This window comes from Chryseobacterium sp. Leaf405, assembly GCF_001425355.1.
Classification (GTDB): Bacteria; Bacteroidota; Bacteroidia; order Flavobacteriales; family Weeksellaceae; genus Chryseobacterium.
On sequence record NZ_LMQN01000001.1, the window covers coordinates 356,159 to 371,343 of the forward strand.

General features: G+C 32.0%; 11 protein-coding genes and 1 tRNA gene. 3 read left to right on the forward strand and 9 right to left on the reverse strand.

The window, feature by feature from the left end:
* Positions 1 to 123: 123 nt before the first annotated feature.
* Genes ASG22_RS01615 through ASG22_RS01650 form a run of 8 tightly spaced genes read right to left on the reverse strand, consistent with a single transcriptional unit; the run spans position 124 to position 12,951 of the window.
* Positions 124 to 1,047, reverse strand: a complete 924-nt coding sequence (locus tag ASG22_RS01615) for a hypothetical protein (RefSeq protein ID WP_055979532.1) — start codon at positions 1,045 to 1,047, stop codon at positions 124 to 126.
* Complete coding sequence (locus tag ASG22_RS01620) at positions 1,044 to 4,205, reverse strand: hypothetical protein (RefSeq protein ID WP_055979535.1); 3,162 nt, start codon at positions 4,203 to 4,205, stop codon at positions 1,044 to 1,046. Before ASG22_RS01620 ends, ASG22_RS01615 begins: the two co-directional genes overlap by 4 nt.
* Positions 4,202 to 4,876 carry a condensin complex protein MksE gene (locus ASG22_RS01625; protein ID WP_055979538.1) on the reverse strand — a complete coding sequence of 225 codons (675 nt, stop codon included), beginning with the start codon at positions 4,874 to 4,876 and terminating at the stop codon, positions 4,202 to 4,204. The genes ASG22_RS01620 and ASG22_RS01625 overlap by 4 nt, the downstream gene beginning before the upstream one ends.
* A complete protein-coding gene (locus ASG22_RS01630) occupies positions 4,852 to 6,210 on the reverse strand; it encodes a hypothetical protein (protein WP_055979541.1) in 1,359 nt (452 codons plus the stop codon). The genes ASG22_RS01625 and ASG22_RS01630 overlap by 25 nt, the downstream gene beginning before the upstream one ends.
* Positions 6,211 to 6,223: 13 nt before the next feature.
* The gene (locus ASG22_RS01635) at positions 6,224 to 9,157 is read right to left on the reverse strand and encodes a DEAD/DEAH box helicase (RefSeq protein WP_055979544.1); all 2,934 of its coding nucleotides are present in this window, start codon (positions 9,155 to 9,157) and stop codon (positions 6,224 to 6,226) included.
* Entirely contained in the window at positions 9,154 to 9,942 is a 789-nt protein-coding gene (locus tag ASG22_RS01640; RefSeq protein ID WP_055979547.1) for a Hachiman antiphage defense system protein HamA, read from the reverse strand. The genes ASG22_RS01635 and ASG22_RS01640 overlap by 4 nt, the downstream gene beginning before the upstream one ends.
* A gap of 46 nt (positions 9,943 to 9,988) precedes the next feature.
* Positions 9,989 to 11,755, reverse strand: a complete 1,767-nt coding sequence (locus ASG22_RS01645) for an ATP-binding protein (RefSeq protein WP_055979550.1) — start codon at positions 11,753 to 11,755, stop codon at positions 9,989 to 9,991.
* A complete protein-coding gene (locus ASG22_RS01650; RefSeq protein WP_055979552.1) occupies positions 11,752 to 12,951 on the reverse strand; it encodes a hypothetical protein in 1,200 nt (399 codons plus the stop codon). The genes ASG22_RS01645 and ASG22_RS01650 overlap by 4 nt, the downstream gene beginning before the upstream one ends.
* A gap of 325 nt (positions 12,952 to 13,276) precedes the next feature.
* On the opposite strand from ASG22_RS01650, the gene ASG22_RS21275 reads away from it, so the two are divergent.
* From ASG22_RS21275 to ASG22_RS01660, 3 genes are read left to right on the forward strand one after another with little or no spacing between them, the layout of a single operon-like run.
* Complete coding sequence (locus ASG22_RS21275) at positions 13,277 to 13,774, forward strand: recombinase family protein (protein ID WP_238586835.1); 498 nt, start codon at positions 13,277 to 13,279, stop codon at positions 13,772 to 13,774.
* Positions 13,729 to 14,748 carry a recombinase family protein gene (locus ASG22_RS01655; RefSeq protein ID WP_238586836.1) on the forward strand — a complete coding sequence of 340 codons (1,020 nt, stop codon included), beginning with the start codon at positions 13,729 to 13,731 and terminating at the stop codon, positions 14,746 to 14,748. The genes ASG22_RS21275 and ASG22_RS01655 overlap by 46 nt, the downstream gene beginning before the upstream one ends.
* Before the next feature lie 5 nt (positions 14,749 to 14,753).
* Positions 14,754 to 14,936, forward strand: coding sequence for a hypothetical protein (locus tag ASG22_RS01660; RefSeq protein WP_055979555.1), 183 nt, complete (start codon positions 14,754 to 14,756; stop codon positions 14,934 to 14,936).
* Positions 14,937 to 15,105: 169 nt separating this feature from the next.
* On the opposite strand, the gene ASG22_RS01665 is transcribed toward ASG22_RS01660, so the two are convergent.
* A tRNA-Arg gene (locus ASG22_RS01665) sits at positions 15,106 to 15,179 on the reverse strand.
* Positions 15,180 to 15,185 lie beyond the last annotated feature (6 nt).

A 15,185-nucleotide genomic window follows, 5' to 3' on the forward strand; every position in this document is an offset into this window, starting at 1 on the left:
TTTGTAGAGGATTTGGATAGACTTGCTCAACTATCATCGTTGATTATTAGTAAAATTTAAGATTATTAGAAAGTACATTTAGAGAAATATTATAGAATTTTATTAAAATTCAAAATGCCTAAATTAAATTGATTCTTCAAATCTGACCATGTATACCAAATCATTAGATTCCTCGATTATCCATTGATCGAGCTCTATTAATTTATTCATAATATCTGGCTGGTTATCTGTTAATAAATCTTCTATATTTCTATCCTTAATATTCTCCCACCTACTATTATGCTCAGTTTCTGCGATACCTTTTGGAACTCCATTTGGTGTAAGTAGTTTAATGTTTGGCATTTTTTCTTTTACCAAAGGATAAATAATGAACAAACCATCATAGTCCCAATCACAGGAATAATAAATAGGTAGTCCTCTTGTGTTAGAAAAATCCAGTTTATTTACATTCTTACCTCCAGCATACCATAATTCTATGTTATTAGCCCGGGCCAGTGTAGGACGCTTTAAAAAATCGATATTTTCACAAAGCACAATGCAATTGGGATCTTTACATTCTAGCACATATTTATATTGTAGATCTTTATCATCAGCTAATTCATCAATATCCAAAAGAAATTTCACAGCATTGATCAAAGCCTCTTTACCTAATAGATGCTTTTCATTTTTGAAAAACATAAGAGATACAATTCTGACAGTTGCTTCATTTTTTATAATCTGCTCCCGCAATGGCTCTAAATTACAATTGTCCATATCTTCTTTTATCCCTATCAGGATTTGAATATCAGATTCTTCAAATCGAATCTGAGGTTTTAATAATCCATTATCAAATAAAAAAGCTTCATAACGGTGATATTTCTCCAAATAATCTTTTTCATACAGTTTTGCAAAGCCGTCTAAAACAAAAAGCTTATCGTGCGTTCTGTCAAGTATTCTGAGAGAATTTATAAGATAATTAATTTCACCACTTTTTGCTAAAGTATCATTTATCTTTACCTCAGCGTTTAAATATAATTTATTTAATGCCCTTATCTCAATCCAATTCATTTTTCTATTCGGTTTATATAGATATTTAAATCTTCGTTATTGTCCTTTGTTTTAAAATAAGAGGCTGAAGGGCAATAGTTGATATTGTCATCTTCTTTTCCTTTAATTAAATGATGGGCATACCATTCATCAGACAATCCGATATTGAATGTATGTGGTGCCATTGTTATAATCTGATATTGGAATTCCTCTGCGATAGCAGGAAAGGTATTAAAATTGGTATTATCCAAACTTCCTAATTCTTCCAAAATGATAAATCTTAAACCATTACGTTTTTCCTTTTGTACGGCAGAAAGTCTTGCGATCCCCAGTAACGCAATAGCTGAATAAGTTTCTCCGGTACTACCGGGAACTTCTTTTTCAAACTGATCTGTGAGCTTAGCTGACAGTTCAAAGTATGTTTTAGGGTTTAGTAATTTATCAATTGGAACTTTGTTTTTGATTTTTGCTTGTTTCCTGAAAAAATCTTCAATGAAATCTACTATAGATTGTCCAAACTGTAATTCTCCTTTTGTCGCTGTATTACGAACCTCGTAAGCTATCTGCTTGATATAATCAATCTTTATTTCTTTATTACCATCAAATTCAAGTTTGAAATAAAACTTATTACTAATCTTTCGATCAACAAAGAATGCGTTTATTCTTTTTACCTGGTCATCATACTTTTCGTATCGCTCAGTAGTTTTACTGAATATCTTAATCATATTATCCCTGATACCATTGGCTATGGTTGTTCGGGTTTGATTAGCTTCATCTAACGCAGTAGTGATATCATCAGTAGATTTGATTTTGTTGCCCAATAATGCTTCTTCCAAAACCCTGAATGAAAAATCCTGGTCTTTAATCGTTAATTGTACCGCCGGATTCTTTTCATCGTTCGTTTCTTCAAATGAATTCGAAATACCAATAAATGCTGTTTTATATTCTTCCCATAGCCCATTATAGGTTTGCTCCAATTCCTCAGTGTTTTCAGGTGTTAAAGGAAAGTCTGTTATGTTCTCTTGGAAATGTTGGTAATAAGCATTGTTGAGCGTAGTGAATGCTGTTTGCTTCTTAGTCAGATTACTAATAATCATCAGCAAGTCTTGCCTATCATCTTTTATTTTACTTTCCAGAGATTTGAACTTGCTTTGTTTAGCTCCTTTTTCTTCGTAAAACTTATCTTTCTTATCGCTCCATTCTTTACGAACCTTCAACAACTCCTCTTTTACAACTTCTGGTTCATCATATTCAACCTTAAACTTATTTTTAATTTGCGATAGTTCTTCTTCTTCTCTTTTCTTTTGCGATTGCAATTGCGAGATCTTTTCATCGATCTGTAAGATACAGGCTACTGCATTTTTTAATTTTTCAATATTGCTAAAAACAGCAATAGAGATATCAAAGAAATAGTCAAATAGATTTACATCGTAAGGCTTTCCATCTGCGATATTCTCCAATGCTTCTAGCTTGGTATTTATCAAGCTGATTTCGGTGGTAAATTTTTGAATTAACTGTTGTACAGATTTTTCCAGATTTGCTTTGTCTCCCAATAGCGTTGCATCTGGATTAAATTGTATAAATTGGTGTAATGCACCCAGTTTTAACCAAAAACCTTCTTTAGATGGTATTGCTTTAAAATTATTAATCAGCTCATCAGGATTGATATATTGAGATGAATTGTCAGGATTAGAAATTTCAGAAATAGGTTTGGTTGCATAATACAAAACCGTCTGTAATTGTTCATTATCTAACGAGGGTAGATTCTTGATGTACCAGTGTAAAAGTCCATTTTCATTATTGTCCTGCAATAATTCTAATAGTTTTTCTTTGGTTGCTTTATCGTTTTTTAATGATGATTTTAATTCATCTAAATTTTCCGATTGTTCTTTTCGAGTTTGGACTATTTTTTCAAGTGTTTTGCACTTTTCCAGATAAGGTTTTGCAAAAGTAATTTCTTTTTTAATACCTTCATTGTTTCTACTTAAAATATCAATTCTTTGTATCTCATTCGCCCAGCTATGATCTACTTCAGGACGAATAAAAATTTTAAGTTCATCTACTTCTTTACCTAACTTTTCTACGCTATTCGATAAGTCTTGATAACGGTTGAACATATTAAAATTTTCATCTGATTCCTCGTAACTCTTTTTTATTATTACTTCTTCTGCTGGAAGATTTTCGATAGTCGTTTTTAGTTCAGTAAATTCAGTTTCTTGGGTCTTTATAAGTGTCTTCCCTTCTGATTCTCTTTGTTCTAATTGCTTTAGTTCTATATAGGCGTTTTGTAATTCAGCTTCTTTAAATGATTTGAATTTTACTTTGTGAGATTGTTCCAACTCTCGTAAACTGGTTAATCTTTTTTGCTTGTTGGACAGATTTTGAATGTCTTTATTCAGACTTTCATATTCTCTCAAAATCTTTTCCAGTTCGGATTGCTCTTTTTGAAAGTTGGCAAGAATATCTTCATCGGATTCTTCAAAGAGAAATTCTTTTAAGTTTCCGGAAGCTTGATTACCGCTTAAATTTAGTGTTTTAGCTTTTGAAAAGGATTGTATAACCTTAGCAAAAGCTTTTAGATTTTTGTCCTGGCTAAGATTCAGAGGTAATACATTTTTATCATAAAGGAACTTGTAATAGTTATTGACAGTTTCATTGTTACTGAAGAAGTTCAATCGAATTCTATCCTTTTCATAAAGGAATTTTGCCAAATCCTGTATGTCCATTATTTCTTTCTCTCTAGTTTCTTTTTCCTTTAATAAATCTTTGGCGAAAATAAGCTCTTCTTTTTCAAGAGCTAGTTCATTTATTTTCAGGCTCAAATCTGCCTGTTTTGTAACTACAAAAGGAATAACACGTTTTCCCTTTGGGCTATTTATCTGTATTCCGATGGTAATAAATTTACCAGCATTTACTTCAATATTCAAGAAACAATAGGCACATTTTGTTTTATATGGAAGGGTATTGATTTGTCGTTCTTCTTTCTTTACCCCATCAGTGCCAAATTTGATAAGGTCTTTATCAAAGACAAAAATCATTTGGAGTAAATCGGCAATAATGGATTTTCCGACACCATTTGCACCAACAAAATCTGTTCTTGTCGGATGAAAGAGGTAGTCGTGTATATAGTGTTTCAGAATACCTACGGTAGATAAAGAGTAAATTCTTGGATAACTCATAGAACTTCATCATTTTTAAGTTGTTGGCTAAATGACTCAAAATCCTGAAGCTCATCCTGATATAATTTGGTTAAACGGTGAATAGCAGGTCTTATTTCAAAGACTAAATCCTCATTCTTCCCTGATTGCTTTTCTACCCAGCCTAATTTATCAAAGCTGTCTATCGTTTTACTAAATTTGCTTTCTACTGTACTCCATTCTTTTTCATCATAAGAATCCCTTATGTCATTGAACAAAATCCTTTTGTATGCTTCCTGATGGTCACTCTCCAGTATTTGTGTTTTGATGTCGTTCCAGTGAATAATCTTTTCCTCATCGAAATACTTTTGATAATACATATCCAAAAGCGTCAGCCCAATAAGTGTTTGTAATTCAGTAAGCTCTTTATTACGGTTTGCATCGCTTAATTTTCCTTTCCCGTTTTCTGTGAAATCAAGATAATAATATCGACTTCTATCAGAGATATCAGCAACAAGGTTAAGCCTGTACAAATTACTGTAATAATTTTTCCATTGTGATTCATAGCTTTCAAGTACGGTATACTCTGCGTAATACTTGTGGTCAATATGCTTACCAGACAACAACAGAATATTGATGTCAGCAAAATACTTTTCAACACTCTCCTCTGTGAGAAAAGAATAATCGCTTATTTCATAATTTTCGTTTTCCATAGGGATAGGTTTTGTTGTGACAAGGAAATGATTTTTTGTTCTACATCGATAAATACATCGTTATTATCTGAAGTATAAGCTGTCATACGAGATGCCACTTGATAAGCAATGGTCAGATCTTTTTCTTCATCCACGATACTATTCATAAGTTCATCTATAGACAATTGTCTTTTGCTTTCCAGAATATCTTTGGCTTTATCAACCCATTGATTGATGATTTGTTGACGGTTGATTTCTTTTGCTATTTTCTGCTTTTCATTACGTTCGTAAGATTCATCAACCTCAATGTTTACAATTAAATTGGGCTTTGGTTGTTCAAATTCAAAATATCTTGAGTACAGCATTCGGACATGCTCATATACCAATTGCTTTAGCGGAAAATTGTTACTAAACTTGACACCTTCAGCAGTATATTGAGAGCTTTCTAAAACTGTTCGATGTAGTTTTTTTATTTGTAATCTAAAAAATGCTCGTGCTGAAAATTGTTCTTGCAACTCCGTCAATTTTTCACTTGAGTGATTAATTTGTCTACGGATAATGTAAACTTTACGGTCTACTAAATTGAAAAAATCCCTAATATCTGTATATATTTCCTGTGCTTTTTCCCAATCACTTTTACTTTTCTGTACATTTTCGGTATCGAACTTTCCATCATCTTCCATGTTTCGATAAAAATAATCAACCACATTTAGTAAATTACTAAGAAATTGGTCTTTGGAAATAATAGCTTCCGTAATATCTTCTGCTCTTTCTCCAAACTTTCTAAAAACAACAGTAAACTCTCGTACTAAAGAAGTTGCACTTTGTTCATCTTCTTTTCTGAGAATATCATTTAATTCTTTGTAAGCCTCTCTCAGCTCATCTTCTAATGCTTCTAAATGATCCGTAATGATTTTCTTTGAGCCCTGAATAAATATTCTTCCGAATTTTCTTTCAAGCTCTTCAATAGTATTGATTTCACCATGCCGTATAGTAAATGAGTCTTGCACACTTTTTTTGAGTGGGTGATTCTTGTAAGGATTCTCTAATTTGCTTATCATTAAATCCACTACATTTTTTGCGTAGTCTGTCAGGTAATATTTCCACGGTTCATCGGGATGGCTTCGCAGGAAGTAATGGAAAAGATTGTCTTTAATGTTATTCCAAGGACGAATTGATTCCAAATTAAATTCAGTTTTTATATCTGCTAGAATTTCGCGGATCTCTTTTTGTGTGAAGTATTCTTCGATTTCACGGTTTTTGATTTTTTCATAAAGAGCAATAACCAAATAACCTCCATCAAAAACTGAGGGAAGAAGAAGGTCGTATTTGGTATATAGTTCTTTATTAGTCATAATCTAACATTCATTATACAGTCCTATAAAAATATTGATTTAGCAAGTCAATTGAAATTTGTGGAACTCTTCCTTCTAAATACCCAAATAGCAATAATTGGTTTCTTAAAATAATTGATCTAAGAGCTGCTTGGTCATCATAAGGTATTTCATTTTCTATAAACCAATTGGCTATTTGTTGAACTAGTATTCTATCGGGAATATTAATTTCCATTAAGTCCAATTTCAATCTATTATTCACCCCATATACTACGTAATTAGACCAGTTCAATATAATATCAGATGTTTCTTCTTCGTTTTCTCTACGTTTGGTGTCGATATACTTAATTATTGAACCAGCAGAGTTTTGTAATCCATATTCTAAGAATCTTATGAAGATTAGAGCATCATCAACCGTTGAATTCAAACCTTGTGCGACATCATGATACCATCCTCCTTCAATCCATATAGCTAATGCTTCAATGAATTCTTCCCTTGATCTATCTGAAGGAAAATCTTCAATTTCATAAAGAATGTCAAATAGAAAATCTATCCAACGATTATCCAATGGGTTTTCTATTTCAGATAGAAAATTTTGTTTAAAGTCAACTAATTCTTCGATCCTATTAAATGATCTTAGAGGAATACCAGTGTATCTTATTAAATCAAGGTTTCCATATTCAACTATAGGGCGTACTCTTTCTGCCCTTAAAGAAAATAGTTCTCTTAATCTTGTTTTTAAAGCATCATCGCTTTGATAAAAGGTCAGAGTATTTTCAATTAATGTATTGATCTCCTGTTCAAGATTTTCTACAGGTACATCCTCTGCTAATAACTGCATGATCGAATTGTCTATATAATCTGCCTCCTTTAATTGATCTAGAAGTTCATTACTTAAAGTGGTCGCATTTTTTGTTATGTAGCCTTCAATAACCTCAACAACATGGTATAAAAAACCTTTAACATCTTCCAAGTTTCTATCAGCAATCACATCGGATAGTATAGATTGATCTTTCGGGTTTACAACAATTATAGTTCCTTTTGTTTCTTTTCCGGCTCGACCTGCCCTTCCAATTAAGTTCTTTAAATCCCTTGTTTCTAGAGGCATTAAATATCCCTTGTTTCCATCGAATCTTCTTGCAGTATTGATTACAAGTGTTTTTATCGGAAGATTAACACCTTCAGCTAACGTACTAGTACAAATAAGAAGTTTAACTTTTTCGTCTCTTATTGAATTTTCTATTAACTCTCTTATAAATTGTGGTAAATCACCATGATGAAATAAGAAACCTTCTTTAGCGCACTTAGCCAATAAATAATTGTTGCTGAAAATATAATTAAGATAATCTTCAATTTTTGCAATTTCATCGGTATCACAAAACTGTATAGGTTTAGGAAGAGAAGTAGGTAGTTGATTTAATACTTCTGATGCGATACCAGCAACACCTTGATTATAGTCTTTTGTTGGAGAAAATATAGCAACTGCGCCGGAGTTTAATGACTTAAGGGCAGCTGCTACCGTTTTTGATTTAAATGTACTGACATTATAAACACCATTTGGTGTACTAAAATCATTAGTAGATAAAAAACGATTGAGAATATATTTAGTTGGGAATTCATCATTAGGATTCACTTCTAAATTAAAGTGACTTGCACTAACCTGAGTCAGAAATGCCAATTCTATCTCAGTCGGTCTATAATTTGATCGCGCAATGTCATTATCCGATCCACCAAGCCAAGAGTTTATTATCTCTATGTTGGGTATAATTGCAGATAGAAAAACAAATCTTCTTTCAACTGACTCAGTATTTTTTAATCTTGAAAGTAATAATTCATAACTAATCCCTCTTGTTGTGTTATCTATTAAATGTCCCTCATCACAAATTACGGTTTGAAAATCATCAAGCATTCCAGACAATCCCAATTCTATTGCCATAAACTTTTCGGGTGTTGATATTAAAACATTGGATTGTTCAATGCTTAATCGATCGGAATCTGTTACGATATTGCCTCCATAAATAGTTTTGACCTTTATTCCTAGCTTAGAAGTAAGATTTCTGCCCAAATTATTCTTTAACTCGGATGCGAGAGCTCTAAATGGAGCTAAATAAAGTATTTTGCTTTCTGGGTTTCTTGATAACTCATTAAAAATTACTAATTCATCGATAGATGTTTTTCCTGAACTAGTAGGTGTCTGTAAGCTAAATGCTTTATCAAATGTTAATAAACCACTCCTAATTGCTGTTTGCTGGGAAGGAAAGAAACTCCATATTTGTGGGCTTTTTCCTATATTGAATCTGACATAAGTTTTCCAATCTATCTCTGCTCCATACTCCGTTAGATCATACCATAGATTGTTGGTTGAAAATTTTTTTAAGATAGACTTTGCTATATAAGTCAACACGAATAAATGACTTTCTATTTGATTATCTGGTGAGAGTATATTATCAAAAATACCTCGAAGTATATCGATTGCTTCATTGTTTCCTTCCCGTAAGTATTCTATTATATATCCGAAATAAGGATTTTCTTGACCTTGTTTTCTTGTGTAATTTCTTGATAAGAAATAATAAATAAATTTTTCAATATTAGTTTGGAACTCTTCCTGTGGAAATTGTTTAAGTAATAAAAATGAAGTGGCGGGAAAATCTGCTAAATAATACAATGAAGCGACATATAACATATTCCGGCTGTAGTTTACGCCAGAAAAACTTTCTCTTTTCCCTCTTAATGAATATATTTCTAAACCCTTAGCTATAGAAAGTAAACCTTTTTTCACATCATCTGATTCCTCTTCCTCAAATTGATCAAGAATGTCCTGCAGCTTGGTTAAAAGCGAGATATAAAAATCCTGAGGTCGATTATAGAAAGTATAATTTGCCTGTTCTTCATTAGCAATATTATAATCTATAAATGCCTGCCATGACTCAGATTGAGCAATCCACCTTTTAAGTTCCTGATAAATCATGTTGCTAAAATTTGAGTGAAAGTATGTTCGTAAGCTCCTTTTAAGTCTTCAATTCTTATAAGTATCACTTCAAACGTATCTCTGATATCATCAGGAATTTCAGTAACATTATTTAAATGAGTGTCAGCAAATGAATTGTCAACCGTTGCAATTGCTTTGAAGTGTTTTAGGAAAGTAGGATAATTAGCTACATCCATGAAACGACTTAATCTATTTACAGCTTCTGCGTTTCTATCGTCTTTATAACGTGTTTTCAAATGGAACAAACTTTCCCCTAAACGACTTACATAATCTTTATGAGCATCATCAATTGCTTTTTGTAGAGAACTTTCTGTATTTGTTGGTTTAGTAGCTCTTGCTTTTGATTCAATTGATATTAGACTATCATCAGTACCGGGGTTATCAAGATCATTCTGACAAAAAAGAATAACATCAGTAAAATGTGCGGGATTATTTTTACTCTCTTTCCATTTCCATTTAGGTGGTCTTAAATGCGAGGAAGGTAAATATTTTTCAGGTATAATATAATAACATAGAATTTCCGAAAATTCCCCAGATTGGATAGTTGGATTGTCTGGGATTTTGTCGACTATTTCTTCAGCTCTAGATGTTCCAAATTCATTAGTACGCCAATCTAAGTCTTCATCTGTTAAATATAAACACCTAAAAGGTTGTGGTAATTTATTAAAAAAAGCATTTCTTTCGGCTTCTTTTAAAGAGAAAATAGTTATTCCATTTTCACCTGCCGATTCTTCAAAATGAGTTAGTATGTCGATGTTTACCATGTTATATACGTTAATCTATTCTTGATTTTGATTGCATGAGAATTTATCAATCCTCTTTTTTCCATCTTTTTATAATTTCTTCAAAGCTTACGTCTTTCCAGTCTTTATGCCATTCATCTCTAAATTTCACGGATTGTGATTTAGGCTGTGGATCGGGTAAATCTAACTTTACAACAGAAGGAATTAAGGTTGCATCTCCAACTATAAGACATTCCCCAGAACCTAAGTTGGGTAAAATATCAGCAATAGCATTTGAGTTTTCCGGCATTAGAGCTTTGACATAACTTTGGTCATTCACATTGGTGAGTCTTAATGATATGAAATTATTGCATTGTGAGAAAATAGTTTCAGACACTTTTGAAGGTCGCTGACTGACAACCATAAGGCTTAATCCATACTTTCTTCCTTCTTTGGCAATCCTCTCAATTGATTTTTTTGAAGCTTTATATTCTGCTCCACCCGTTTTTGGAATATAATTATGAGCTTTCTCACATACAATCATAAACGGAATGTCATTTTGTTCATCTTTCGCATGTTTGATTTTAGAATAATGAAAAGCAAAATCAAATACCAATCTTGAAATTAGGCTTACAGTTATACTTAATACTTCGAACGGAATTCCACTAAGGTCAATTATCGTAACATTCGATTTATCGAGATAACCAAGAAATTGCTTAAGAATATCTCCAAAATCTGAAGTCTGAAACGATGTACTATCTTCCTTTTTAGCATTGAGAATAAAATGCAATCTTTTATCCGAAAGTTTCGTTTCCAGCCTAGATATGAACCTATTAAATTCTCCATAGAAAGCTCCATTGGAGGCTTTTGTCGCTGCAGCTGTAGATTGGGTTATAAAATCTAATTTATTATTGAAATAATCCTTTTTCTCTGGATCTGTTAGCAAAGTACCATTGCTCAGTTTCGGGCAATTTTCAGAAGCTAACTTTCCCATCACTTCATTATTAAGATTCCAGATATAGTTGTAGACCTCATTTATATCAAAGTAAACAGGTGTATCATAATTTATTTTGTCTTTTAAAGTTGGATTGTGTTTTTCTTTATTAAGAATGACCGCTCTTTTGAATTGTGAAACTTGATTATGATGGTTGTTTTCATTTCCTTCGATAAATAACGATTCCAATTCTTCAGAGTTCATCAGCCAATACGGTAATTTCAAGCTTTCTGCATCAAGATTATTCAGATTGAATTTTTCGTCGCTATGGAGATCAAAAGCAGACTTGTATTCCGAATGAATGTCAAATATGATTATGTGAGCATTTTTTTGTTGAGCGGCATTCTGATTCTTCTTTTTATCTATACCTACTGCGTCCTGAAGTATTTTTGCAACTGTACACGATTTTCCAGATCCAGTTGACCCAACGAGTGCTATATGCTTCCCAAAAAATTTGTTCGCATCAATTTTAAGATCAATGGTCTTATTTTGAACTAGCTTTCCAAATGGAAAGTTAAAATCCTTATTAGAATCATATATTAATTTAATGGTAGAATCTTCAGCAACAGAAACCGGTTCTGTTGGGCTCGGGATAACAGCGCTACCTCTATGAAACTCTTCATTTTCAATATATCCGATAGGCTGCGTTTGGACAAGAAACTTCAAACCTGCATCAGAAGCATTAGACTTTATATTCTGAATAACGGCTATCACTTTATTTAAATTCCCTTCATCAATTTCCAAATACTTTCCAATTTGGAAATCTTTCTTATGTGTTTCAAATATCTTTTCGTCATTGATTTCGATTAATATTGCGTTGGGGGAACTCTCCAATACTTTACCTATTTTACTTGTACTCATAATGTTGATGTTAATGATAATAAATATTTTATCTCGTTGATTTCTGGTGTTTTTAATTTTTCAACATTACAACTTATCGCATTTTCAAAAGGAAAGTCATTATCAGATATAATAATTACATCATCAAAACCTGCGTCATTTACTATTGAATCAAACTCATTTTCATGATTACATAATTTCAATTTGAACTCAATAGTTCCGTCCTTAATAACTTTAAGAGGATCTCTAAGGAAACGAACAGAATTAAATGCACCCGCAACTAGCCCTCTTTCTAAGTTTAGTTTTTTCTGGTCGAGAGATTTCCATATACTGTTTAGCACATCTTCAGTACAAACAAGACTAAAAACAGGACATTGATTTAACCGTAATTTACTATTGTATTTCGCTACATAATCTTGTAATAGTAATGGAATACTACGTTCAAAATCTGTTATATAACTTGCATCTAGAATTACAGCTCTTTTCCGAGCATTATTATTCAATACTTCTGCTATCTGTCTCCGGCGTTGCTTTAAAAACTTAGTATAATCTTGTGGTTCTTTTGTCCATCTACTTATAGCAGTTTTCTTTTTCTTTTTAAGTTCCTTCAAAAAATTTACTTTCTTAATTTTTCGTTTTTGCTCATCATGTTGAATGCTCAATTCGGCTATAGCATGAATTGCATTAGGATAAAATATTTCAGTTGCGTCTTCAGTTGTAAATCCTTCATTTGAAAGACATACAATAACGGCTTTTTCAGTATCTGACAGAGAAGCTCCAAATTCAACTTTGAACCGTTTCAAAAATTCATCTCCTCCGGCAAAACCAGAAAGCTCAGCTATATATTTTTGTAAATCTATTGCTCTTGAATCTAATATAGAGTCTAGTTCAGTTTTCGTTAATATTTTTTCTGAACCTACAGTTTCATTAGGGAAGTGTGCGTGAAGTCGATAATTTATATTTGCAGTTAGATTATTTTTGTAATGACAAAACATCTGTAATACCGGTTTGTAAATAGTTGAGAGGGTAAATTTTTGCTTACTCTCACGATATTTACATTGTACTGCTTTTTGTCCCGTAGGGGTACTGACATCAATGTCTTCTATTATTCCTTCAACGATGATTTCATCATTATCTGATGAAAGTAATAATTCATGGAACGTTATTATGAATTGATAAATAAATCCTTGTATTGTATAGTCTGCTGTTCTGCTCATAATGATAATTGATAAACAGATAGCTGAAACGACAAGGTAAATCCAATAGAAATCTTAGTAGATTTGGTATAATAAATCATGGTTTTTAGTAGTTTTTAGATTTATCGCAAAGAATGAATAAAAACACCCAACAAATTGCAATTCATACAAATATAATCAAATAAAATATCTATAAATTACAAATTAAACTTAGGTTTCAATTTTTAAAAACTTTTAATTACTCCTTATAAGAAAAGTCAATTTCTAGATTTTTCTTTATTAAATTAATTCTTCTTAAAATATAAAAGCCATTCTTAAAACGTTAACATTTTATAATCTCACATTTATGAAATCAGCGTATTTATATGTTCGTGTAAGTACAGACGAACAAAAAAGAAAAGGTTACTCCTTGCCTGAGCAGGAGGACAGATTATTGAAATATTGTAAATACAACAATATCGAGGTCAAAGGAATTTATAGTGAAGATTACTCTGCTAAAAACTTCAATCGACCTGAGTGGAAGGAATTATTCTCCGAAATTAAAAAGAAGTCATCAGGAGAAGATAAAAACATATTATTTATAAAATGGGATCGATTCAGTCGTAATGTTGAGTATGCTTATGAAATGATTGGAAAGCTTCGGAAGTACAAAACAACTGCAATGGCTATCGATCAACCTATTGATTTCTCCGTACCGGAAAGTACTGTTATGCTGGCTGTATATTTAGCTGTTCCTGAAGCGGAAAACACCCAGAGAGCCCAGAATACATCAAATATGGAATACGGCGTGCAAAACTTATGGGTAGATATCCTAATAAAGCTCCAATGGGATTTATCAACGTAACATTAATTGATGGTAAAAAAGCTATTGTACCTAAAGAACCGGAAGCTGAAATTATAAAATGGGCTTTCAGTCAAGCTGTTCAAAATCATCACAAAATATCTGAAATCGGTAAAATTGCTAATGAGAAAAGATTGCTATGTTCACGATCATACTTGTTCCGGATTTTGCGTAATCCAATTTATTGTGGAATCATATCAGTCAAACTTAATTCTAATGAAAGACAGATGGTGAAGGGATTACATGAACCATTAATATCTGAGTCATTATTTGATCAAGTTCAGTCTGTAATTAATACAAAACGACAAACGACAGCTAAAAGAGATGATTTAAAAGAAATGTTTTTTCTTCGAGGCTTTTTGACGTGTCCTGTTTGTGGTCGAAAACTTACGGGGAGTTTTTCAAAAGGCAAGCAGAATAGATATCCCTATTACCATTGCCATAATCGTTGCAAAATTAGAATTGGTGCAGTTTTACTTAATGACAGTTATCGAAATAAACTTCAAGAATTAATACTAGCAGATAACACGATGGATTTGTTTAAGAATATTTTGGAAGATCAGAATATAAAGACTCAGAAAGCAAGTTATTTATATGCTCAACATTTAATAGAGAGAAAAATAAAAGAGGAAAAACTAACGCTTTCTCGAGGCAGGAAATTATTTATAGCAGGAATATTAAAGATCGATGATTATAATGAATTAAAACAAGAAAGTCAAATCAACACAAAAAATCTGAAGAAAGAAGAGCGTGACATTACTGTTAATTTAAGAGTAATTGATAAAATTAATCAAATGGAAAGTAAAACATTCCGTGAGATTTTCCAAAAATTTGCAGAGTTTGATACTTCAGATAAAAAGCATCTTGTGAATCTTATTCCTCCTGTCAATATTGATTACAAAACCGGAGATCTTTCCTTACAACTAAATCAAGCATTTTCAAAAATATTGTCAAAAAAAGTAATCGAAAAACAATAGGAAAAATGAATTTCATTGATAGAAATGTTTCAGTAGAACAAGCGATTATTATTCTGGCCAAGAATGGTGTTCAGGTAAATGAGAAAGAAGCTAAGGATATATTAGAATTGCTATATTTAGTAGCTAAAAACTACAATAAGTCAAAAGAGAGAAAAAGCACTGACCTTAAGGAGATTTCGAACTCTTAATGATTGTAGATTAGAAGCCTATTGTGGCACTTTCAGACTGTTTAATTCAAACAGACTAAGTATTTTACGCTTAAAATGTCGAACACAAAAAGTCAGATTATAAGGATTTGATAAATAGATATTTATGGCTATAAAAAAGAGACAACTAAAAAATAGTTGTCTCCTTAAGTGACTTCGGAGGGGTTCGAACCCCCAACCCTCGGAGCCGAAATCCGATATTCTATCCAGTTGAACTACGAAGCCATAATT